This is a genomic window from Bradyrhizobium sp. 4 (assembly GCF_023100905.1).
Lineage (GTDB): Bacteria > Pseudomonadota > Alphaproteobacteria > Rhizobiales > Xanthobacteraceae > Bradyrhizobium.
Window position 1 is genome coordinate 2,349,636 of the sequence record NZ_CP064686.1, and the last position, 21,627, is coordinate 2,371,262.

Annotated in this window: 18 protein-coding genes; 17 read left to right on the forward strand and 1 reads right to left on the reverse strand. The window is 63.5% G+C overall.

Going from position 1 to position 21,627, the window contains the following annotated elements; genetic code table 11:
- Window positions 1–128: 128 nt before the first annotated feature.
- From IVB45_RS10780 to IVB45_RS10820, 9 genes are all read left to right on the forward strand, one after another.
- Window positions 129–977, forward strand: a complete 849-nt coding sequence (locus tag IVB45_RS10780; RefSeq protein ID WP_247288531.1) for a VOC family protein — start codon at window positions 129–131, stop codon at window positions 975–977.
- A gap of 220 nt (window positions 978–1,197) precedes the next feature.
- Window positions 1,198–1,857, forward strand: coding sequence for a TetR/AcrR family transcriptional regulator (locus IVB45_RS10785; protein WP_247360167.1), 660 nt, complete (start codon window positions 1,198–1,200; stop codon window positions 1,855–1,857).
- Window positions 1,858–2,098: 241 nt separating this feature from the next.
- On the forward strand, window positions 2,099–2,908 hold the full coding sequence (locus IVB45_RS10790) for an ABC transporter permease (RefSeq protein ID WP_007593901.1): 810 nt from the start codon (window positions 2,099–2,101) through the stop codon (window positions 2,906–2,908).
- A 62-nt stretch (window positions 2,909–2,970) separates the two neighbouring features.
- The gene (locus tag IVB45_RS10795) at window positions 2,971–3,963 is read left to right on the forward strand and encodes an ABC transporter substrate-binding protein (protein ID WP_247360019.1); all 993 of its coding nucleotides are present in this window, start codon (window positions 2,971–2,973) and stop codon (window positions 3,961–3,963) included.
- 14 nt (window positions 3,964–3,977) lie between these two features.
- Window positions 3,978–4,808, forward strand: coding sequence for an ABC transporter ATP-binding protein (locus tag IVB45_RS10800; protein WP_247360165.1), 831 nt, complete (start codon window positions 3,978–3,980; stop codon window positions 4,806–4,808).
- A 3-nt stretch (window positions 4,809–4,811) separates the two neighbouring features.
- Window positions 4,812–6,209, forward strand: a complete 1,398-nt coding sequence (locus IVB45_RS10805) for a hypothetical protein (RefSeq protein WP_247360018.1) — start codon at window positions 4,812–4,814, stop codon at window positions 6,207–6,209.
- Window positions 6,206–7,357, forward strand: a complete 1,152-nt coding sequence (locus tag IVB45_RS10810; RefSeq protein WP_247360017.1) for a Gfo/Idh/MocA family oxidoreductase — start codon at window positions 6,206–6,208, stop codon at window positions 7,355–7,357. The genes IVB45_RS10805 and IVB45_RS10810 overlap by 4 nt, the downstream gene beginning before the upstream one ends.
- A 10-nt stretch (window positions 7,358–7,367) precedes the next feature.
- Window positions 7,368–8,573: a dihydrodipicolinate synthase family protein gene (locus IVB45_RS10815; RefSeq protein WP_247360016.1), complete on the forward strand. Its 1,206-nt coding sequence runs from the start codon at window positions 7,368–7,370 to the stop codon at window positions 8,571–8,573.
- On the forward strand, window positions 8,573–9,436 hold the full coding sequence (locus tag IVB45_RS10820) for a sugar phosphate isomerase/epimerase family protein (RefSeq protein ID WP_247360015.1): 864 nt from the start codon (window positions 8,573–8,575) through the stop codon (window positions 9,434–9,436). Before IVB45_RS10815 ends, IVB45_RS10820 begins: the two co-directional genes overlap by 1 nt.
- Before the next feature lie 137 nt (window positions 9,437–9,573).
- On the opposite strand, the gene IVB45_RS10825 is transcribed toward IVB45_RS10820, so the two are convergent.
- Window positions 9,574–10,794 (reverse strand): cytochrome P450, encoded by a 1,221-nt coding sequence (locus IVB45_RS10825; RefSeq protein ID WP_247360014.1) that lies wholly within the window; start codon window positions 10,792–10,794, stop codon window positions 9,574–9,576.
- A gap of 107 nt (window positions 10,795–10,901) precedes the next feature.
- On the opposite strand from IVB45_RS10825, the gene IVB45_RS10830 reads away from it, so the two are divergent.
- The 8 genes from IVB45_RS10830 to IVB45_RS10865 all read left to right on the forward strand — a co-directional run bounded on the left by IVB45_RS10830 (window position 10,902) and on the right by IVB45_RS10865 (window position 21,624).
- A complete protein-coding gene (locus IVB45_RS10830; protein ID WP_247360013.1) occupies window positions 10,902–11,444 on the forward strand; it encodes a phosphonopyruvate decarboxylase in 543 nt (180 codons plus the stop codon).
- Window positions 11,441–12,031: a thiamine pyrophosphate-dependent enzyme gene (locus IVB45_RS10835; protein WP_247360012.1), complete on the forward strand. Its 591-nt coding sequence runs from the start codon at window positions 11,441–11,443 to the stop codon at window positions 12,029–12,031. Before IVB45_RS10830 ends, IVB45_RS10835 begins: the two co-directional genes overlap by 4 nt.
- Before the next feature lie 133 nt (window positions 12,032–12,164).
- Entirely contained in the window at window positions 12,165–12,866 is a 702-nt protein-coding gene (locus IVB45_RS10840) for a TetR/AcrR family transcriptional regulator (protein WP_247360163.1), read from the forward strand.
- A gap of 1 nt (window position 12,867) precedes the next feature.
- Window positions 12,868–14,061, forward strand: coding sequence for an efflux RND transporter periplasmic adaptor subunit (locus tag IVB45_RS10845; RefSeq protein ID WP_247360011.1), 1,194 nt, complete (start codon window positions 12,868–12,870; stop codon window positions 14,059–14,061).
- Between the two features lie 76 nt (window positions 14,062–14,137).
- Window positions 14,138–17,233 carry a MexW/MexI family multidrug efflux RND transporter permease subunit gene (locus tag IVB45_RS10850; RefSeq protein WP_247289093.1) on the forward strand — a complete coding sequence of 1,032 codons (3,096 nt, stop codon included), beginning with the start codon at window positions 14,138–14,140 and terminating at the stop codon, window positions 17,231–17,233.
- A 160-nt stretch (window positions 17,234–17,393) separates the two neighbouring features.
- On the forward strand, window positions 17,394–19,991 hold the full coding sequence (locus tag IVB45_RS10855) for a cache domain-containing protein (RefSeq protein WP_247360010.1): 2,598 nt from the start codon (window positions 17,394–17,396) through the stop codon (window positions 19,989–19,991).
- Complete coding sequence (locus IVB45_RS10860; RefSeq protein ID WP_247360009.1) at window positions 19,988–20,377, forward strand: response regulator; 390 nt, start codon at window positions 19,988–19,990, stop codon at window positions 20,375–20,377. The genes IVB45_RS10855 and IVB45_RS10860 overlap by 4 nt, the downstream gene beginning before the upstream one ends.
- Entirely contained in the window at window positions 20,374–21,624 is a 1,251-nt protein-coding gene (locus IVB45_RS10865) for an adenylate/guanylate cyclase domain-containing protein (RefSeq protein ID WP_247360008.1), read from the forward strand. The genes IVB45_RS10860 and IVB45_RS10865 overlap by 4 nt, the downstream gene beginning before the upstream one ends.
- The last annotated feature ends 3 nt before the right edge of the window (window positions 21,625–21,627 follow it).

The following is a 21,627-nucleotide window of genomic DNA, read 5'->3' on the forward strand; positions in this document are numbered from 1 at the left end:
CGCAAAACCGCCGCTCGGAGTGCTTGAGGTCGGCATGCGGCCGGAATACGACCATCACCGGGTAATGCCAAGCCCGGACAAACGCCGTCTCTCGGTCCATGGTTCCGGGCCGGTCAACAGGGGGAAACATGATCACCGGCCTCGATCACGTCGTCGCTCTGGTCAGGGATATCGGTGCGGCCAGGGCGGCCTATCAGACACTGCTCGGGCGCGCGCCGGCCTGGCAGAATTCGGGCGAGGGCGCCGACCGTGTGCTGTTCACTCTCGCGAACATGACGATCGAATTGATGGCGCCGAACGGCTTCAGCGTGACCGCCGATCGCATGCGCGCGCTGCTTGGCGACCAGGAAGGCGTGCTCGCCAGCCTGTGCTTTCGTGTCGCGGACATGAGCAAAACGCACCGGCGGCTGGAGCGGGTGGCACTCATGCCGGATCCGGTTGCCGAGGTCGAAAGCAGCGACGCGGAGAGCGGCGCGGTCCTGCACTGGAAGCGAACGCGCGCCGCCACGGAGCTCACGCGCGGCGTGCGCATGTTCTTCCTCGAACTGGCTGATGAGCGCCCGCTTTCGAAGACGACTGATATCGGGCCGATCGATGCGCTCGACCACGTCGTGATCACCACCGAGGATTCCGATCGCGCTGCCGCGCTCTATGGCGCGCGACTCGGGCTCGATCTGGCGCTCGACCGCTCGCATCAGGATTGGGGCCAGCTGATGTTTTTCCGCTGCGGCGATCTCGTCGTCGAGGTGGTGCGCCGCCCCGTTGCGGGCGGCGATTCCCTGCATGACCGCCTCTGGGGCCTGAGCTGGCGGGTGGCCGACATCGACGCCACGCGCGCCCGCCTGATTGCCGCCGGCCTCGACGTCAGCGATGTGCGCAACGGCCGCAAGCCGGGCACGCGGGTGATGACGGTGCGGACCGGCACCTGCGGCATCCAGACGGTCCTGCTGGAGCGCTCGCCCAAGCCGGTGGATTGAGGTTCAGTCCTCCCCTCGTCATTGCGAGGAGTTCTTGCGACGAAGCAATCCAGCTGTCTCCGTGGTGGCAGTCTGGATTGGGTCGCTACGCTCGCAATGACGAAACTATGCGGCGGGCCGAGCGCGTGTTACACGGCATCCTGATAGCACCCAGCGAGCACCCGGTTTGGCGAAAGCAGCGGCAAAGCGAACTCTGAAATGGCAGCGCGATCCCGAGGGGATGCGGCTGCGCATTCTCGAAGCCGCCAAGCAGGAATTCTCGGCGCACGGGCTTGCCGGTGCGCGCGTCGACCGCATCGCGGCCAACGCCGGCGCCAACAAGCGGATGCTGTATTATCACGTCGGCAACAAGGACGAGCTTTATCTCGCGGTGCTCGAAGGCGCCTACGACAAGATCCGCAGCGAGGAGCGCGGGCTCGATCTCGAACATCTCGACCCGCCCGAGGCGATCCGCCGCCTGATCGAGTTCACCTGGAATTACTTCCTGCGCAATCCCGAATTCCTGTCGCTGCTCCAGACCGAGAATCTCGCGCGCGCAAAGCACCTGAAGAAATCGACCAAGGTCAAGTCGATGCACTCGCCCTTCGTCGAGATGATCGGCACCGTGGTGCGGCGCGGTGTGTCCGGCGGCGACTTCAAGGTCGCGGTCGATCCTGTCCAGCTCTACATCTCGATCGCGGGACTGTGCTTCTTCTATCTGTCGAACTCGGCGACACTCAGCGTGATCTTCGGTCGCGATTTGCTGGCCAAGGACGCCAAGGACGAGCGGCTGGACCACATGGTCGGCCTCGTGCTGGCGGCGCTGACGGGACAGTCGGCCGCACTGTTAGCGATGACCAAGGCGCCGAAGTCGCGCGCCGCGGTGGCGCAGACGGCGTAGTCCATCGTCGTCCCGGCGAAGGCCGGGACCCATACCGCGTTATCTATCGATAGTGCGCGGTGGCCGTCCCCGCCAACCAGCCTTCGCCAAATTTTTCCCTGTGGGTGTTGGTCCTGGCCTTCGCCGGGACGGCACGACCTTTGCGGAACCCCCGCCCAAAACGTCGCAGGAAAACCGCTGGACAGTATTTACCCAACGGGTTAATTTCTCGCCCAACGAACAAGACGACCGGGAGTGAGACGTGGCTGAGCTGAAGCCGCAGAGTGCGGTGTCCAAGATGCTGAATGCGGCCTGGATCCGGCCGTTTTTGTTCCTGGTGTTCATCGTCGTGGCCTGGGACCTCGCGATCCGGCTGTTCAAGATTCCCGCCTACCAGATTCCGTCGCCGGGCGATGTCATTGCGGTGCTGCGCACCGATTGGCCGGAACTGCTGCGCCAGTCCTGGCCGACGACTTATGCAACCGTCTGCGGCTTCGCGCTCTCGGCGCTTTTTGGTATCCCCATCGCGATGCTGATCGCGGGCTCCAAGACAGTGGAGAGCTACGTCTATCCGCTGCTGGTGTTCTCGCAGTCCGTGCCGAAGATCGCGATCGCGCCGCTGTTCGTGGTGTGGTTCGGCTTCGGCATCATTCCGAAAGTTATCTCGGCGTTCCTGCTTGGGTTTTTCCCGGTGGTGGTCTCCGCTGTGCAAGGCTTCAAATCCGTCGATCCGGATATGGTCGATCTCGCCCGCGCCATGCAGGGCAGCCGCTTCCAGGTGTTTTGCGCGGTGAACCTGCCGCATGCGCTGCCGGCGATCTTCTCCGGCCTCAAAGTATCGGTGACGCTCGCCGTGGTCGGCGCCGTCGTCGGCGAGTTCGTCGGCTCCAATTCCGGCATCGGCTATGTGATGCAGCGCTCGATCGGAACCTTCGACCTGCCGACGATGTTCGCGGCCCTCGTGATCCTCGCGCTGCTCGGCGTCATCCTGTTCTGGATCGTGGACCGGATCGAGAAGCTGGTCATTCCCTGGCATGTCAGCCAGCGCGAGGACGTGATTTTCGCCTCTTAACAATAACCAAAGCAACGAACGGCCGCCAACGGCCGACGCAACAACGACAAGGGAGAGTGACGATGAAGCGGTGGATAGGAGCTGTCTCGGCGGCGCTGATGATGTTCGCGGCCATGCCGGCGCAAGCGGCCGACAAGGTCGTGCTGATGCTCAACTGGTACGTCTATGGCGAGCACGCGCCGTTCTATTACGGCAAGGCCAAGGGCATTTATGCGGCCGAGGGCATCGACCTCGAAATTCAGGAAGGCCGTGGCTCGGCTGCGACCACCCAGGCGGTGGCCGCCAAGACCGCCGATTTCGGCTATGTCGACGTGCCCACCATGATGCGCGCCGCGATCAAGGGTGCGCCAGTGGTTGCGACCGGCGTGCTGCTCCAAACCAGCCCGATGTCCGCCATGGGTTTCGTCGACAAGAACATCAGGAAGCCCGAGGACATCAAGGGCAAGACGGTCGCGATCACGCCGGCCGATTCCATGACCCAGATCTGGCCGCTGTTCCTGAAGAAGACCGGCCTCAAGGAAAGCGACTTCCAGACGGTGGCGGGCGATGGCCAGACCAAGCTCAACGCGGTCATCAACGGCCAGGCTGACCTATTGCTTGGCTACGTCATGGACCAGTCGATGAAGATCAAGGACGCCACCGGCAAGGACGTCTATCCGATCAAGTTCGCCGACTACGGCATCAACATGGTCTCCTCCGGCATCATTGCCAATACTGATTATGTGAAGGCCAATGCCGATCTCGTCCGCCGCTTCATGTCGGCCACGACCAAGGCGGTCGAGGCCGCTGAGAAGGAGCCGAAGGCGGCAGCGCAGTCGATCCTCGATGCCAACCCCAAGGGCGGCAAGATCGACACGCTGACGCAAGGATTTGAGCTGACCATTCCGCTCTACCGGACGCCCGAGACCAAGAGCAAGCGGCCGTTCCAGGTCACCGACCAGAACATGACGGACTCGGTCAATCTGATGGTCGAATATGGCGGGCTCGATGCCAAGGCCAAGGAGAACCCGAAGGCGTTCTATACCAACGACTATCTGCCGAAGAGCGGCTCGTGAAACCTGCGGCAACCATGAGCGAAACCCTGCAACCGGCCGCGCATCTGAGACTGGTGAGCGACCGGGCTGCCGGCGATGCGTCGGGCATCAAGCTGTCAGGCGTGTCGAAGACCTACCGGACGCGCGACGGCGATGTGCCGTCGTTGCGGCCGCTCGACTTTCACATCAATGACGGCGAGTTCTTCGTCGTGGTCGGCCCATCCGGCTGCGGCAAGTCCACGCTGCTCAAGCTGATCTCGGGACTGCTGCCGCCGACCACGGGCGAGATCCTGGTCGAGGGCGAGAAGGTGACGGCGCCGCATGGCAATGTCGGCATCGTGTTCCAGAACGCGCTGCTGCTGCCATGGCGCAACATCCTGTCCAACGTGATGCTGCCGATCGACATGAAGCGGTTGCCGCGGCAGACATATCTCGACCGCGCCAAGGCGCTGTTGAAGCTGGTCGGGCTCGAAGGCTTCGAGAAGAAGCTGCCGTGGCAGCTCTCCGGTGGTATGCAGCAGCGCGCCTCGATTTGCCGCGCGCTGGTGCATGATCCCCGGATCATGCTGATGGACGAGCCGTTCGGCGCGCTCGACGCGTTGACGCGCGAGCGCATGAATGTCGAGCTGATGCGGATCCAGCGCGAGACCAGGAAGACGGTCCTGCTGATCACGCATTCGATCCCCGAGGCCGTGTTCCTCGCCGATCGCGTGCTGGTCATGACCGAGCGGCCCGGCGCGGTCGCCGCCATCTACGACGTGCCGCTGCCGCGGCCCCGTTCGCTGGACGTGATGGCCGATCCTGTGTTCACCGAACTCGTCCAGCGCATCCGCAAGCATTTCTTTTCGCAAGGTTCGCTGGACTAAACCATGGCGCCGCGCCTGAAGCTGCGAGACATCACCTTCTTCGAACGACCGGTGCATTTCGCGCGGCCGTTCCGCTTCGGCGCGATCACCATCAATGCGACGCCGCAGCTGTTCGTGCGAGTCGAGATCGAGGTCGAGGGCAGGGGAAGTGCCGTCGGCGCCGGTGCAGAGCTGTTGGTGCCAAAATGGTTCGACAAGCGGCCGGAGCTGTCGCCGGCGCAGACCGTCGATGATTTGCGCCGCTCGCTGGAGATCGCGCGGGGGCTTTATCTCGCGCGAACCGGATTTCTGACGGCATTCGATCTGCATGCATCGTGCGTCGGTGCCCAGGTCGCAACCTGTGCGAAAAAGAACATTCCGGCGCTTGCCGCGGCCTACGGCCCTGCGGAAATCGACAAAGCGATCCTCGACGCGCTGCTCCGTGCGGCCGAGACCAATTTTTTCGACGGCATGGCCGGCAACATCGCCGGCATCGATGCGCGGCTTTCGCCCGACCTGAAGGAAACGGATCTCAAGACGTTTCTATCCGGCCGGAAGCCGCTGTCGCGGGTCGCCATCAGGCATACCGTCGGTCTCGACGATATCATCGAGGGTGAGGGCGGGGTTGCCGATGTCCACGAGAACTCCGGTGCAAGATACTTCAAGCTGAAGCTGTCGGGGGACCCCGTCGGCGATGCAGCGCGGCTGGCGCGCATTGGCAAGGAGCTCGATGCGCTGGACCGTGACTACAAAGTGACGCTCGATGCCAACGAGCAATATGCCGATCTCGCAGCCTTGCATGAACTCATCGGCCGGCTCGACCATGACACTGCGCTGCGATCGATTTCATCCAGGCTGCTCTATATCGAGCAGCCAATGCCGCGCGATGTTACGAGGCTGTCGCCGCTCGGCTCGCTCGCTGCGCGTGGCTTCATCATCGACGAAGCCGACGATTCCTACGACACGTTTCCTGCGGCACGGGCGCTTGGCTATCACGGCATCTCGTCGAAATCGTGCAAAGGGCTTTACAAGTCCATCGTCAACGCGACGCGCGCGGCGAAATGGAGCGTGGCCGGCGAAAGAGTCTTCGTGACCGGCGAGGACCTGACCTGCCAGGCGGGCCTCGCCGTGCAGCAGGACCTTGCGCTCGGTGCCTTCATCGGCATCACCCATGCCGAACGTAACGGCCACCACTACGTCGATGGCTTCGTTGATACGCCCGCCGCGGAGGCCCAGGCTTTCGTCGTCGCGCATCCCGATCTCTACGCGGATGCCGGGCAGGGCATCCGCCTCTCCATTCACAACGGCGATCTCCTCACGGGATCGCTCAATGCAACGGGCTTTGCGACGTCGGTTCATCCGGACTGGTCGGCGCTACGCCCGCTCGAACAGCCAAAATCACTCTGGGAGCAATCGGCATGACCACGCAACGCCTCGGCCTCATCATGAACGGCGTCACGGGCCGCATGGGGCTCAATCAGCATCTGATCCGTTCGATCGTCGCGATCCGCGAGCAGGGCGGCGTCCGCTTGAAGAACGGCGACCGCGTGATGCCGGACCCGATCCTGGTCGGCCGCAGCGCCGAGAAGGTCGAGGGGCTCGCCAAGCGCTACAACATCATGCGCTGGACCACCGATCTCGATGCCGCCCTCGCCGACAAGAACGACACCATGTTCTTCGATGCCGCGACCACACAGGCACGGCCGGGCCTTCTGACCCAGGCCATCAATGCCGGCAAGCACGTTTATTGCGAGAAGCCGATCGCGACGAACTTCGAGGCGGCGCTCGAGGTCGTCAAGCTCGCCAATTCCAAGGGCGTCAAGCACGGCACGGTGCAGGACAAGCTGTTCCTGCCCGGCCTGAAGAAGATTGCCTTCCTGCGCGACTCCGGCTTCTTCGGCCGCATCCTCTCGGTGCGCGGCGAGTTCGGCTATTGGGTGTTCGAAGGTGGCTGGCAGGAGGCGCAGCGGCCGTCATGGAATTATCGCGACGAGGACGGCGGCGGCATCATCCTCGACATGGTTTGCCACTGGCGCTACGTGCTCGACAATCTCTTCGGCGAGGTCGAGAGCGTGAGCTGCATCGGCAACACCGACATCCCGGAGCGTTTCGACGAGCAGGGCAAGAAGTACACGGCGACCGCCGACGACTCCGCCTATGCCACGTTCCAGCTCAAGGGCGGCGCCATCGCCCACATCAACATGTCCTGGGTGACGCGCGTCTATCGCGACGATCTCGTCACCTTCCAGGTCGACGGCACGCTCGGCTCGGCCGTCGCCGGCCTTTCCGACTGCATGATCCAGGCACGGCAGGCGACGCCCCGACCGGTGTGGAATCCCGACGAGAAGCGGCTGCACGATTTCTACGGCGACTGGCAGAAGCTGCCTGACAACGTCACCTACGACAACGGCTTTAAGGAGCAGTGGGAGATGTTCATCCGCCACGTCTATGAAGATGCGCCCTACAAGTTCACGCTGCTCGAAGGCGTCAAGGGCGTGCAGCTCGCCGAATGCGCGCTGAAGAGCTGGAAGGAGCGGCGCTGGATCGATGTCGCGCCGATCAAGGTCTGAGGAGGGAATAATGAACAAGCCCGTCCAGCCCAAGCCCGTCCCTTCAACGTCGTCCCTGTCGCTCAAGCTGCCAAAAGCCGATCGCTCGATCGAGACCTACCGGCTCGCGGCCTCGCGGACGTTTCCCGCAAAGCTCGAGGGCCCGCTGAACCGCATCGCGTTCTCGGCCGTCCATACCGTGGTCGATCCCTTCGCCGACAACGATCCGTGGCTCTCCGCCGCCGTCGACTGGGACAAGACCATCGCCTTTCGCGAGCACGTCTGGGACCTCGGGCTCGGCGTTGCGGAAGCCATGGACACCGCGCAGCGCGGCATGGGGCTGGATTGGCCGACCTCGCTGGAGCTGATCACGCGCTCGGTATCTGCCGCGAAGCGACGCAACGCGCTGGTGTTTTCCGGAGCGGGCACGGACCATCTCCCGGTCGAGGACGCCAAGAATCTCGACGACGTCATTCGCGCCTATGAGGAACAGATATCGGCGGTCGAGAAGGTCGGCGGCCGCATCATCTTGATGGCGTCGCGCGCGCTGGCGAAGCTTGGCCGTAACGCCGACGATTACGCAAAGGTTTATGACCGCGTGCTGTCGCAGGTTCGCGAGCCCGTGATCATCCACTGGCTCGGCGACATGTTCGATCCGGCGCTGACGGGATATTGGGGCACCAGCGATCTCGACAAGGCGATGGATATTGCGGTCGCCATCATCAACGGCAATGCTGCCAAGGTCGACGGTGTCAAGGTTTCGCTGCTCGACAAGCAGCGCGAGATCGACATGCGCCGTCGTCTCGACAAGCGCATCAAGATGTACACCGGCGACGACTTCAATTATGCGGAGCTGATCGCCGGCGATGAACAGGGCTTTTCGCACGCGCTGCTCGGCATTTTTGACGCGATCGCGCCGGCGGCGTCCTACGCGTTGTCGCGGTTGGCAGCGGGTGACGAAGCCGGCTTCCACGACGTGCTGGGGCCGACGGTCCCGCTGTCGCGCCACATCTTCAAGGCGCCGACGCGCTTCTACAAGACCGGGGTGGTGTTCATGGCATACCTCAATGGTCACCAGGACCACTTCACCATGGTCGGCGGGCAGGAGAGCACGCGCTCGACGCTGCATCTGGCCGAGCTGTTCCGGTTGGCCGACAAGGCCGGGCTGCTCGCCGATCCGGAGCTGGCGACGCGGCGGATGAAGGCGGTGCTCTCAACGCACGGAATCGAATCCTGATGCGTGATTTCTCGTCTAATCATCGCTGGCTATCGCTCAACACGGCGACAATCCGCAAGCAGGGCGACCTCGTCGAGATCATCGACGCCTGTGCCAGGCACGGCATTCGCGCCATCGATCCCTGGCGCGATCAGGTCGCCGCCGTCGGTCTCGACCGCGCCGCGCGCGCGGTGCGCGATGCCGGTCTCGACCTGTCGGGCTATTGCCGTGGCGGTATGTTCACCTCTGACGCATCGCGGCGGGTCGAGGTGCGCGACGACAACCGGCGCTGCGTCGATGAAGCCAAGGCGCTTGGCGCGCCCTGCGTCGTGCTCGTCGTCGGCGGTCTGCCGCAATATTCGCGGCCTGGCAGCGAGGCGTCGAAGGACATTGCCGGCGCGCGGACGCAGGTCGAGGAGGCGCTCGCCGAAATGCTCGACTACGCCAAACAGGCCAAGCTGCCGCTGGCGATCGAGCCGCTGCATCCGGCCTATGCGGCGGACCGCGCCTGTGTCAACACGACGAAGCAGGCGCTCGACATCTGCGACGGACTCGACCCTGATCGCAGCGGCATGCTCGGCGTCGCGCTCGACGTCTATCACATCTGGTGGGATCCCGAACTGATGGGGCAGATCGCGCGCGCGGGCCGAGATCGCCTGCTTGCCTTCCATGTCTGCGACTGGCTGGTGCCGACCAGGGACATTCTCAACGACCGCGGCATGATGGGCGACGGCGTGATCGACATCAAATCGGTGCGCGAAGCGGTCGAAGCGCAGGGCTTTGCCGGCTATTCGGAGATCGAAATCTTCTCCAACGAGTGGTGGAGTAAACCGATGGACGAGGTGCTGCAAACCTGCATCGCGCGGCACAAGACGGTGGTTTAGGCCTTCCGGAATTTGTTGCGCGCGGCGGCGCCGATGGCCTGAGATGTCAATTGGTTGCGCGGGATCACCGGCACATCGCGCGCCGGTAACCTTCTACTGTGCATGGGGTTGTTTTCGCGCTTTTTTGTTTTGAGGCCTCAGCCGATCGCGCAGGGCACGCTCAAAAAGCCGCGGAACCGCACCCGTCCGCCCCTGACCGGCTGTCCGCTCACGGCGTAGTTCGGGAAGCGCGCCAAGAAGCGTGAGACCGCGATGGCGCCTTCCAGCCGCGCCAGCGCCATGCCGGCGCATTGATGCGCGCCGGTGGCGAAGGCGAGATGCCGGTTCGGCGTGCGCGCGATGTCGAAGCTCTCGGGGTCCGGAAACTGCGCCGGATCGCGGTTGGCCGCGCCGATGCACAGCGTGATCGACGTGCCGGCATCCAGCATGACGCCGCCGAGCTCGACCCGCTCCGTGGTCATGCGGTTGCCGAGTTGGTTCGAACTCTCGTAGCGCAGCATCTCTTCGACCGCAGTCTTGATCAGCTCGGGATTGTCGATCAGCCGCTGCTTCTGATCCGGGTTCCGGTCTAGCGCCACGAGGCCGTTGCCGATCAGGTTCGTGGTGGTCTCGTGGCCGGCATTGAGCAGGAAGATGCAATTGTGCAGCAGCTCCTTCTCTGTCAGCCGCTCGCCGTTGTCCTCGCCCTGGATCAGGCGCGTCAGCACGTCGCGTTCGGGGTTGCCAGGCTTCGCTCGTCGGCGTGCGACCAGCGTTTCGAGATAGGCGAGAAAATCCGCCACGGCCTTGTTGCCGCGGGCAGCGACCTCAGGCGACACGACCGGTTCGAGGGCGCCCAGGATCGCCAGCGACCACTCGCGCAGCGGCGCGCGCTCGTCATGGGGCACGTCGAGCAAATTGCCGATCACCTCGATCGGGATCGATGCGGCGAAATCCTCGATCAGCTCGCAATTGCCCTTGACGGCGATGGCGTCGAGCAGTCCGTCGACCAGCTTGACGATATCAGGCTCCATCCCCGCGATCGCGCGCGGCGACAGCGCGCCCATGATCAGGCGCCGCACGCGCGTATGCGCCGGCGGGTCGTTGAAGACGAGGCTCGTGGTGTGGTGCTCGTAGAGCGGGGTGTCGCCGTATTTCGGCGCGAACTCGCGCTTCTTGTCCGAGCTGAACGACTTTGTGTTCTTGTAGGTCGTGACGAGATCGTCATAGCGGGTCAGGAACACGGTGCCGTTGCGCAGGCGCTTGACCGGCTCGTTCTCCCGCAGTGCACGATAGGTCGGGTAGGGATCGTCGTAGAATTCCGGCGTCAGCTTCTCCAGATCGAAACTGGCCGCCAGTTCATTCGCACTTGCGTTCATGCCGCCATACTCGCCGGTTGAGTCCGATATGCTGTATTCGCTCTTTTGAGCGGCTCGGTTCACCGTCTACAGTCGAGCCGCGATTTGCAAGCCGACCGGACAGGAAAATGCACGCCCGCTCTGACGCTGCCGACACGGCTCCTTCATGGCCAGACGATATCTTCGCGGCCCTGCAACGCTTCGACGTCCGGCAGGTGCCCTACGTGCCCGACGCCGGCCATTCGAGGCTGATCCAGCGCGTGCTGGCCTCGTCCACCATGCGCGGCATTCCGCTGACGACGGAGGAGGAGGGCGTCGCGCTGCTCGCCGGCGCCTGGACGGGCGGCCAGCGCGGCGTGCTGTTGATGCAGTCGAGCGGGGTCGGCAATTGCATCAACATGCTGTCGCTGATCCCGATCCTGCGCTTTCCTTTCCTCACGTTGGTGACCATGCGAGGGGAGTGGGGCGAGTTCAATCCGTGGCAGGTGCCGATGGGATCGACCACGCAGGGCGTGTTCGAGCTCTCGGGTGTCAAGGTGCTGCGGGCGTCTAACCCAGCCGAGGTGCCGGCCGTGCTCGAGGCGGCGGCCGCGCAGGCCTACAACGCCCTCACGCCCACCGCCGTCCTGCTGTCGCAGCGCCTGATCGGCGCCAAGGTTTTCACCAAATGAGCAAGGCCAATCTCCTCGACCGCCGTCAGGTGGTGTCCACGCTTCTCGCGAACCGCAGGGACGTGGTTGCGATCGGCGGCCTCGGCGCCTCCACCAACGACATGTGCGCGGCCGGCGACCATGCCCGGAATTTCTACCTTTGGGGCGGCATGGGCGGGGCGGCGATGATCGGGTTGGGCCTCGCTCTGGCGCAGCCAAAATTGCCGGTGCTGGTCATCACCGGCGACGGCGAGATGCTGATGGGCATGGGCAGCCTTGCCACCATCGGCCTCCAGAAGCCGCCCAATCTCTCGATCGCGGTGCTCGACAACGAGGCCTATGGCGAGACTGGGGGCCAGGCCAGCCACACGGCCGCGGCGGCCGACCTCGTCGGCGTCGCCAGGGCCTGCGGCATCGGGGATAGCCGGTCTGTGACGACAATGGCCGAGGTCGAGGCCTTCGCCAGAGCCGTCCACGACGTCACCGCCGGGCCGCGCTTTGCCAATGTGAAGATCGACAGTGCCAATCTGGAGCGGATTTTGCCGAGCCGGGACGGGACTTACATTCTCAACCGGATTCGCGGCGACCTCGGCTTCCAACCGATCTAGGCGGGCGTTCCGGCGTCCCGTCCTGCACGGGGACCGTGTGGGCGAGGTCAATTTCCACTGGAATTACAACGCACTCAGGTTGCAATGCAGCATAGTGCTTGACTTTTGCGTGGGTGAGTGCTTACTCACTAGCATGAGCTCATTGCGTATGACGAGCGACCTGAGGCGTCAATTGATCCTCGGCGCCGCAAAGCGTTGCTTTGCCCGACACGGCTATACCGGCACCACGACCAAGAGCGTGGCGGCCGCCGCTGCCATTTCCGAGGCGTTGCTGTTCAAGCATTTCCCGTCCAAGGCCGCGCTGTATGCCGAAATTCTCAGCGACGAATGCGAGGCCGACCCGGCGCTCATGGTGCTGCTCGAACGTGAGCCGTCGACCGCCACGTTGGTCGAACTGATCCGCGGTATGGTGGGGCATTTCATGCACATCGCCGACGGGCCCGACCAGGAAGAGGCCCAGCGCCTGCGACTGATGACCACGAGTCATCTGGATGATGGCGAATTTGCCCGTTTGCTATATGCCAAGATCGAGACGCTGATCGGGGCGGCCTTCGTCGCCTCGCTCGAGCGTGCGGTTGCCGCGAGGGACGCGCGGCCATACAACGGCGAACCGCTCAACCTGTTCTGGTTTGCGCATCACACCGTGATGACCGCTGCGCTGACCAGGCTGCCGGCCACGCCGTGTCTCGCTTACGGCAAGGCGAACGACCTCGAGCGGCAGCTCTGTGAGTTTCTCCTGAGGGGTATCGGACTTAACGACGCCGCAATTGCTTCGCATTTGGGCCGCGATCAGGCCGCGTGTGCGGACAAGACGGCGATTGCAGAGAGTGCATGACATGAACATCGTCACCGAACACAAGATTTCGGGCGAACCGATCGACAACAAGGCTCCCAAGCGTCCGGTCCGGCCGGTGCTCTGGTTCATCATCGTCGGCGCGCTTCTGGCCGTGCTCGTCGGTGGCCTCGTCTGGTTCAATTATTTCCGCGGCCAGATGATCAAGCAGTTCTTCGCCAACAACAAGCCGCCGCCGGTCGCAGTCAGCGCCGCCGAGGCGAAGTCCGAGGTGGTGCCGAACCTGCTGACGGCCGTCGGCGGGCTGTCTGCCGTGCACCAGGTCGACGTCAGCGCCGACGTCAACGGCCGCGTCACCGAGATCAAGTTCGAGCCGGGCACGCATGTCGAGGCCGGCACGCCGCTGGTGCAGATGTTCGACGCGCCGGAGCAGGGCGACCTCGCCAATTACAAGGCGCAGTCCACCGTCGCGCAGCTGTCGCTGGACCGCGCCAAGCAACTGGCGTCGCGCCAGTTCGGCCCGCAGGCAACCGTCGATACCGCGCAGGCCGCGTACGATCAGGCGCTGGCGGGTATCGCCAAGACCGAAGCATTGATCTCGCAGAAGCTGGTCCGCGCGCCGTTCTCCGGTGATCTCGGCGTCCGCAAGGTCGAGGTCGGCCAGTATCTGACCGCCGGCACGGCCATCGTTTCGCTGACGGATCTGTCGGAGTTGTGGGCCAACTTCACGGTGACGGAAAAGGACTCGGGCAACCTCAAGGTCGGTCAGCCAGTCCGGTTGAAGGTCGACGCCTATCCGGGCCGCACCTTCGACGCCAAGATCACCACGATCGAGCCGCAGATCTCGGCCGACACCCGCAACATCCGCGTGCAGGCGACCATCTCCAATCCGGAGAAGATCCTGAAGCCCGGTATGTTCGTGACCACCACGGTGGTGCTCCCGGACAAGCCGGCCGTGGTCACCGTGCCGGAGACGGCAGTCGACTACACGCTGTACGGCGACTCGGTGTTCGTGATCACCGAGAAGAAGGAAGCCGACGGCAAGACCAGCCTGAGCGCGGTGCGCACTTTCGTGCAGACCGGCAACCGGGTCGAAGGTCGCGTCGAAATCGTCAAGGGCGTGAAGCCAGGCGACAAGGTCGTCGCGGTCGGCCAACTCAAGCTGCAATCGGGCGCGGCGGTGTCGATTTCGACCGACCCGGCTCCGCAGCTCCCGGCGCAGCCGCCGCGCTACTGACATCGTACACGTTGCAGCATGATCCGGCACGGCCGGGTCATGCGCTTTGCAAGTCAAAGAAATCGAGATCGCCGCGATGCGCTTTACTGATATCTTCATCAAACGCCCGGTCCTGTCGGTCGTCGTCAGCCTGCTGATCCTGCTGATCGGCCTGCGCGCGGCGACGACGCTGCCGATCCGACAATATCCGAAGCTGTCGAACACGGTCATCAACATCACGACCGTCTATCCGGGCGCATCCGCGGACCTGATCCAGGGCTTCATCACCACTCCAATCGAGCAGGCGGTCGCTTCCGCCGAAGGCGTCGACTACATCACCTCGTCCTCGGTGCTCGGCACCTCGACGATCCAGGTCTACATCAAGCTGAACTTCGATCCGAACCAGGCGCTGACCGAGGTTCTGGCCAAGACGAACTCGGTCAAATACCTGATCCCGAAGGAATCCAACGACCCGATTGTCACCAAGACCACGGGCCAGACCACGGCCGTGATGTATCTCGGATTCTCGTCCGAAGAGCTGTCAGGCTCGGCCATCTCGGACTATCTGACGCGCGTTGTGCAACCGGTGCTGTCGACTGTCGACGGCGTGGCCTCCGCCGACATTCTCGGCGGCCAGACCTTTGCGATGCGGCTGTGGCTTGATCCCCTGAAGATGGCTGGCCGCAACGTGTCGCCTGCGGATGTCGCGACCGCGATCACCGCCAACAACTTCCAGTCCGCGGCGGGGCAGACCAAGGGATATCTCATCGTCTCGAACGTTTCGACGAATACGGGCCTGACCGACGTCAACCAGTTCAAGAAGATGATCGTCAAGGCCAAGGACGGCGGCTTCGTGCGGATGGAGGACATCGCCACCGTCGAACTTGCGGCCCAAAGCACGGACGCGAGCGTCGCCTTCAACGGCGAGCACGCAATCTTCATCGGTGTGCAGGCAACGCCGCAGGGCAACCCGCTGACGCTGGTCAAGGGCGTGCGGGCGCTGTTCCCCGAGCTTGAGCGCAATCTGCCACCGTCGATGAAGATGAAGGTCGCCTACGATTCGACCAAGTTCATCCAATCCTCGATCGACGAGGTCGAGAAGACACTGGGTGAAGCCGTGATCATCGTGATCGTGGTGATCTTCCTGTTCCTGGCGTCGTTCCGTTCGGTCATCATTCCCGTCGTCACCATCCCGCTGTCGATGATCGGCGTCTGCACGCTGATGCTGGCGCTGGGCTTCAGCTTCAACCTGTTGACCCTGCTCGCGATGGTGCTCGCGATCGGCCTCGTGGTCGACGACGCCATCGTCGTGGTGGAAAACATCCATCGTCATCTGGAGGAAGGGAAAACGCCGGTCCAGGCGTCGCTGGAAGGCGCGCGCGAAATCGTGGGTCCCGTGGTCTCGATGACAATCACGCTCGCGGCCGTGTACGCGCCGATCGGTTTCCTCGGCGGCCTGACCGGCTCGCTGTTCCGCGAATTCGCCTTCACGCTTGCGGGCTCGGTGATCGTGTCCGGCGTGATCGCGCTGACGCTGTCGCCGATGATGTGCTCGGTGCTGCTGAAGAACACCGAAGAGGGGCGTTTCGCCAAGCTCGTCAACAAGGTGTTTGGCGCGCTGACGCGGTGGTACGGGCGCAGGCTCGACCGCTCGCTCGACTACAAGGCCATCACCGGCCTGTTTGCGGTAACAATCCTCGGGCTCGTCGGCTTCCTCTACATGCACACGTCGAAGGAGCTGGCGCCTGAGGAGGACCAGGGCATCGTGTTCGCGGTGACCAAGGCGCCGAAATACGCCAACATCGACTACGTCGACTTTTACGGCGAGAAGCTTGACAAGGAATTCCAGAAATTCCCCGAGACCGATCTGCGCTTCGTGCTGAACGGCATCAACGGCCCGCAGGGCGGTATCGCCGGCATGCTGCTCAAGCCTTGGGAAGAGCGCAAGCGCTCGTCGATCCAGCTGAAGTCGCTGGTGCAGGCCGAGCTTTCCAAGATCGAGGGCGTGCAGGCGTTCGCGTTCAACCTGCCGCCGCTGCCGGGCGGCCCGGGCGGCCTCCCGGTGCAGATGGTGATCAACTCCACCGCGAGTTTCCAGACTGTCTATGAGCAGATGGAGAAGCTGAAGGCTGCTGCCCGCAAGAGCGGAATGTTCATCGTCTCCGACAGCGACCTTGCTTACAACCAGCCGAACGTGAAGGTGACGATCAACCGCACCAAGGCGCAGGATCTCGGCATCAGCATGCAGAACCTCGGCAGCACGCTCGCGGTGCTGCTCGGCGGCAACTACATCAACCGCTTCAACCTCGAGGGCCGTTCCTACCAGGTCATCCCGCAGGTGCCGCGCGGCCAGCGGCTCTCGCCTGAATCGCTCGCCGGCTACTACGTGACGACCAACACCGGCCAGCAGCTTCCGCTCTCGACGGTGGTGTCGATCGAGACCAAGACCGAGCCGAATTCGCTGACCCATTACAATCAGCTCAATTCGGCGACCTTCTCGGCAGTGCCGATGCCCGGCGTGACCGTTGGTGCGGCGGTCGACTTCCTCGAGAGCGAGGCCAAAAACCTGCCGCAAGGCTTCAGCCATGATTACCTCGCGGACAGCAGGCAATATGTGCAGGAAGGCAACCAGCTCGCGATCACCTTCGGCTTCGCGCTGATCATCATCTTCCTGGTGCTGGCGGCGCAGTTCGAGAGCTTGCGCGATCCGCTGGTCATCATGATCTCGGTGCCGATGGCGATCGTTGGCGCGCTGATCCCGCTGTTCTTCGGCGTGGCGACCATGAACATCTACACCCAGGTCGGCCTGCTGACCTTGGTGGGCCTGATCACCAAGCACGGCATCCTGATGGTGGAGTTCGCCAACGAGCTCCAGATCAACGAGCGGCTCGATCGCCGCTCCGCCATCGAAATGTCGGCCCGTATTCGTCTGCGGCCGATCCTGATGACCACGGCCGCGATGGTGACGGGCCTGATCCCGCTGCTGACCGCGACCGGCGCTGGCGCGGCCAGCCGCTTCTCGATCGGTCTGGTGGTCGTGGCCGGCATGTCGATCGGCACGTTGTTCACGCTGTTCGTGCTGCCGGCGGTCTACGTGGTGCTGGCGACCGACCATCGCGCGGCGGCCGATTCCGAGCGGAACAAGCAGGTCAACGACCTCGACCTCAACGCCAAGGCGCTGCGGCCGACCTGAGGCCACGGATAAAGCGAACCCGAGGGCGGCAGCGGCCAATCCGCTGCCGCCCTTTTCTATTTGCCTCGGGCGCCCCGGCCGCCATTAGAGCGATTTCGAGCGAAGTGGATTCCGGTTCGCGCGAGAGACAAGGTCCGGTCTTCTTGCTAGGTTCGGCGGGATGAGCCTTTCCCTCCATCGCGACACCCCGCAAGCACGGACGCTGCCGAGCGCAACGCCGGATGGCATCGCGTCCGGTACGACCCCGGGGCAGGGGATCAGGACGCGGCTGTTCACCAAATATGTCGCGTTGTTCGTGGCCGTCGTCGCGATCGCGCTGCTGGCCAACGGTCTGTTCGAGGTCCTCTTCTATTATCGCGAGCACAAGGCCGCGCTGATCCGGGTTCAGCATGAACAGGCCGAGGCGGCCGCGGCCAAGATCGGTCAGTTCGTCAAGGAGATCGAGAGCCAGCTCGGCTGGACCACGCAGCTGTCCTGGTCGGCGGGCTCGATCGAGCAGCGCCGGTTCGATGCGCTGCGGCTGCTGCGTCAGGTGCCCGCGATCACCGAACTCGCCCAGGTCGATGCGACCGGCAAGGAACGGCTGCGGGTCTCGCGGCTTGCCATGGACGCGATCGACAGCGGGATCGACCTGTCGGCGGATCCGAAGTTTACCGAGGCGGTCGCTCACAAGATCTTTTACGGTCCGATCTATTTCCGCAGGGAGTCCGAGCCGTACATGACCCTGGCGCAGGCCGGGGCGCGCAAGGATGCCGGCGTCAGCATCGCAGAGGTCAATCTCAAGCTGATCTGGGACGTCGTGTCCCAGATCAAGGTCGGCGAGCACGGACATGCCTACGTGGTCGGTCCGGAGGGACGCCTGATTGCGCACCCCGATATCAGCCTGGTCCTGCGCAACACCGACATGTCCAGGCTCGCGCAGGTGAAGGCCGCGCAAGCCGGCGGCGGCACCATGCCGGACGCGCTACAGGAGGCGACCAACATCCAGGGGCAGAAGGTTCTGACGGCGTCCGCCCCGATTCCACCGCTCGGCTGGACCATGTTCGTGGAATTGCCGGTAGAGGAAGCCTACGCCTCCCTCTACGCCTCGCTGCAGCGGCTCGCGATCGTGCTGCTTGCCGCGTCGATCTTCGCGGTGCTTGCGGGGGTTTTCCTGGCGCGCCGCATGGTCGGTCCGATCCAGGCGTTGCGCAGCGGCGCCGAGCGGATCGGCGGCGGCGATTTCTCGCAACGCATCTCGATCAGAACCGGTGACGAGCTCGAGGGTCTCGCGGACCAGTTCAACCAGATGGGCGAGCGCCTGCAGGAATCCTATGCGGACCTTGAGAAAAAGATCGAGGTGAGAACGGCTGAGTTGACCGAGTCGCTCGAGCAACAGACGGCTACGTCGGAAGTGTTGCAGGTCATCAGTTCGTCTCCTGGCGAACTCACACCAGTGTTCCACAAGATGCTCGAGAATGCCACACGCGTCTGTGGTGCGAGTTTCGGCGTAATGAATCTGTGGGATGGTGAGAGTTTCACGATTGCTGCGGACTACAATGTGCCACCTGCGTTCGCGGCCTCGCGAAAAGATATCGCGATCCGTCCTCATCCGGACAGCGCGCTTGCTGCGGTTGTCAGGACACGTCAAGTTGTCCACGTTGACGATGTGCAGCAAACTCCGGCCTATCTCGCCGGAGGTCCGACCATTCGTGGAATCTCCGACGTCGCCGGCGCCCGGACGATCGTCATCGTGCCCATGATGAGGGAAAGCGAGCTGATCGGAACCGTTGCGGTTTATCGCAAGGAGGTCCGGCCTTTCACCGACAAGCAAATCGCGTTGGTTGAGAACTTCACGAAACAAGCCGTCATCGCGATCGAGAACACGCGACTTCTGAACGAGTTGCGCAAGCGTACGACGGAGCTGTCGCAATCCCTCGACGATCTTCGCAGCGCGCAGGACCGCCTGGTCCAGACCGAGAAGTTGGCGTCGCTCGGCCAGCTCACGGCGGGGATCGCGCACGAGATCAAGAACCCGCTCAATTTCGTCAACAATTTCTCGGCGGTGTCGACCGAGCTGATCGACGAGCTCAACGAGGCCCTGCAAGCGGCCCCGCTCGACGGCAAGACTAAGGAGGAGGTCGAAGAGCTGACCGGGATGCTCAGGAGCAACCTCGAAAAGGTGGTGCAGCACGGCAAGCGCGCCGACTCCATCGTCAGGAACATGCTCTTGCATTCGCGCGAAGGCTCGGGCGAGCACCGTCCGGCCGACATCAATGCCATCGTCGAGGAAAGCCTCAACCTCGCCTATCATGGCGCGCGCGCCGAGAAGCCCGGCTTCAACGTCACGATCGAGCGCGGCTTCGACCCCGCCGCAGGCATGGTCGATATCTATCCGCAGGAGATTACGCGAGTCTTCCTCAATCTGATCTCGAACGGCTTCTACGCCGCGGCCAAGCGCAAGGAGAGCGCGGCAGATGCCTTCGAGCCCACCCTGCGCGCGGCCACAAAAACTCTCGGCGACAGGGTCGAAATCCGCATTCACGACAACGGCACCGGCATCCCGTCCGAGGTGAAGGAGAAGATGTTCAATCCCTTCTTCACCACCAAGCCGGCCGGCGAGGGCACCGGGCTCGGCCTTTCCATGAGCCATGACATCGTGGTGAAACAGCACGGCGGCACGATCAACGTGAACACCGCACCCGGCGTATTCACCGAATTCATCATCACCCTGCCGCGCATGATGGCGGCGGGCGGCACTTCCGGAGGCAAGTCTTGAACGTTTACATCCTGGTCGTCGATGACGAGCCCGACGTCGAGGCGCTGTTCCGGCAACAGTTTCGGCGCGATTTGCGCGCCGGCCGCTTCCAGATGGAATTCGCGTCGTCGGCACCCGATGCGCTGAAACTGGCCGCCGAGGTTCGCGATCCCTCGTTGATCCTGATTTTGTCCGACATCAACATGCCCGGCATGAGCGGGCTCGACATGCTACCGAAAGTACGCGCCGCGCATCCGGATGTTCCCGTCATCATGATCACCGCCTATGGCGACGCCGAGACGCGCCGGAAGGCGATCGAGCGCGGTGCAGTCGGGCTTCTCACCAAGCCGATCGATTTCGCGCTTCTGCGGCAGGAAATCGACACGAGGCTCGGGCAAGCCGCATGACCGCGACCATCCTTTTCGTCGACGACGAGCCGGATCTCGAGGCGTTGGTCCTGCAAAAATTCCGCCGGCAGATTCGCGATGGGTCTGTGACCATCATGTTTGCGCGCGACGGCCTCGAGGCGCTGCAGTCGCTCGAGCAAAACCCGCATGTGGATATGGTGGTCTCCGACATCAACATGCCCCGGATGGATGGGTTGTCGCTTCTGGCGAAGCTCCAGGAAGCCGAAGACAAGAAGTCCACCATCATCGTGTCGGCCTATGGCGACATGAGCAATATCCGCACTGCGATGAACCGCGGTGCGTTCGACTTCCTGACCAAACCGATCGACTTCGCCGACCTGGAGATGACCATCCAGAAGACCATTCGCCACATCGAAATGCTGCGTGAGGTGCGAGGTCGCCAGGCGGAAGCAGAGCGCGCCCATGCCGCGCTCTCGCGTCATTTCTCGCCCGAACTCGCCAAGCGTCTGGCGGCCAGCGGTGAGAGCGAGGGAATCGAAGTGCAGTGGCGCGATGTCGCGACCATCTTCACGGATATTACCGGCTTCACCTCGCTGGTCGAGAGTGCGCCGCCGGAGACGCTGGGCGCGCTTCTCAACGAGTATGTCGGCGGCATGACCGAGATCGTCTTCGCGCACGAGGGGACTGTCGCCAAGATCATCGGCGATGCGATCCAGGTGCTCTTCAACGCACCCGGCGATCAGCCCGATTACGCGACGCGCGCTGTCGCCTGCGCCCACGATCTCGACGCCTGGGCGGAGGATTTTTCCGCGCGCTGGAAGGTGAGAGGCGTGAATTTCGGCACCACCCGCATCGGCATTCACGCCGGGCCGGCTCTGGTCGGAAATTTCGGCGGCAACCGGTTTTTCGACTACACCGCGTATGGCGACTCCATCAACATCGCGGCGCGACTGGAAGCCGCGAACAAGCATCTGGGCACGCGGATTTGCGTCAGTGGCAGCATTGCCGAGGCGGCTGAGAATTTTCGGGGTCGTCCCGTCGGGGAGCTGATGCTGCGTGGACGCAGCGAGCCGTTGCGCGCTTTCGAGCCACTGACGCCAGCCCAATTCGCTGCGCCGGAAACGGCGCTGTACTCCGAGGCGTTTGCCAAGATGGAGGCCGGCGATGCCGCCGCGATGCCGGCCTTCGCCGCGCTGGTCGGCATGCATGCCGGCGATTCCCTGGCCGGCTTTCACCTGAAGCGCCTGCTTAACGGCGACAAGGGCATTCGCATGCAACTGGAATAGGAG

Excerpts from the sequence above, each read along its gene's own strand:
- IVB45_RS10780 (WP_247288531.1), top strand. The coding sequence starts at position 129 with ATGATCACCGGCCTCGATCACGTCGTCGCTCTGGTCAGGGATATCGGT.
- IVB45_RS10785 (WP_247360167.1), top strand. The coding sequence starts at position 1,198 with ATGCGGCTGCGCATTCTCGAAGCCGCCAAGCAGGAATTCTCGGCGCAC.
- IVB45_RS10795 (WP_247360019.1), top strand. The coding sequence starts at position 2,971 with ATGAAGCGGTGGATAGGAGCTGTCTCGGCGGCGCTGATGATGTTCGCG.
- IVB45_RS10800 (WP_247360165.1), top strand. The coding sequence starts at position 3,978 with ATGAGCGAAACCCTGCAACCGGCCGCGCATCTGAGACTGGTGAGCGAC.
- IVB45_RS10805 (WP_247360018.1), top strand. The coding sequence starts at position 4,812 with ATGGCGCCGCGCCTGAAGCTGCGAGACATCACCTTCTTCGAACGACCG.
- IVB45_RS10810 (WP_247360017.1), top strand. The coding sequence starts at position 6,206 with ATGACCACGCAACGCCTCGGCCTCATCATGAACGGCGTCACGGGCCGC.
- IVB45_RS10815 (WP_247360016.1), top strand. The coding sequence starts at position 7,368 with ATGAACAAGCCCGTCCAGCCCAAGCCCGTCCCTTCAACGTCGTCCCTG.
- IVB45_RS10820 (WP_247360015.1), top strand. The coding sequence starts at position 8,573 with ATGCGTGATTTCTCGTCTAATCATCGCTGGCTATCGCTCAACACGGCG.
- IVB45_RS10825 (WP_247360014.1), bottom strand. The coding sequence starts at position 10,794 with ATGAACGCAAGTGCGAATGAACTGGCGGCCAGTTTCGATCTGGAGAAG.
- IVB45_RS10830 (WP_247360013.1), top strand. The coding sequence starts at position 10,902 with ATGCACGCCCGCTCTGACGCTGCCGACACGGCTCCTTCATGGCCAGAC.
- IVB45_RS10835 (WP_247360012.1), top strand. The coding sequence starts at position 11,441 with ATGAGCAAGGCCAATCTCCTCGACCGCCGTCAGGTGGTGTCCACGCTT.
- IVB45_RS10840 (WP_247360163.1), top strand. The coding sequence starts at position 12,165 with ATGAGCTCATTGCGTATGACGAGCGACCTGAGGCGTCAATTGATCCTC.
- IVB45_RS10845 (WP_247360011.1), top strand. The coding sequence starts at position 12,868 with ATGAACATCGTCACCGAACACAAGATTTCGGGCGAACCGATCGACAAC.
- IVB45_RS10850 (WP_247289093.1), top strand. The coding sequence starts at position 14,138 with ATGCGCTTTACTGATATCTTCATCAAACGCCCGGTCCTGTCGGTCGTC.
- IVB45_RS10855 (WP_247360010.1), top strand. The coding sequence starts at position 17,394 with ATGAGCCTTTCCCTCCATCGCGACACCCCGCAAGCACGGACGCTGCCG.
- IVB45_RS10865 (WP_247360008.1), top strand. The coding sequence starts at position 20,374 with ATGACCGCGACCATCCTTTTCGTCGACGACGAGCCGGATCTCGAGGCG.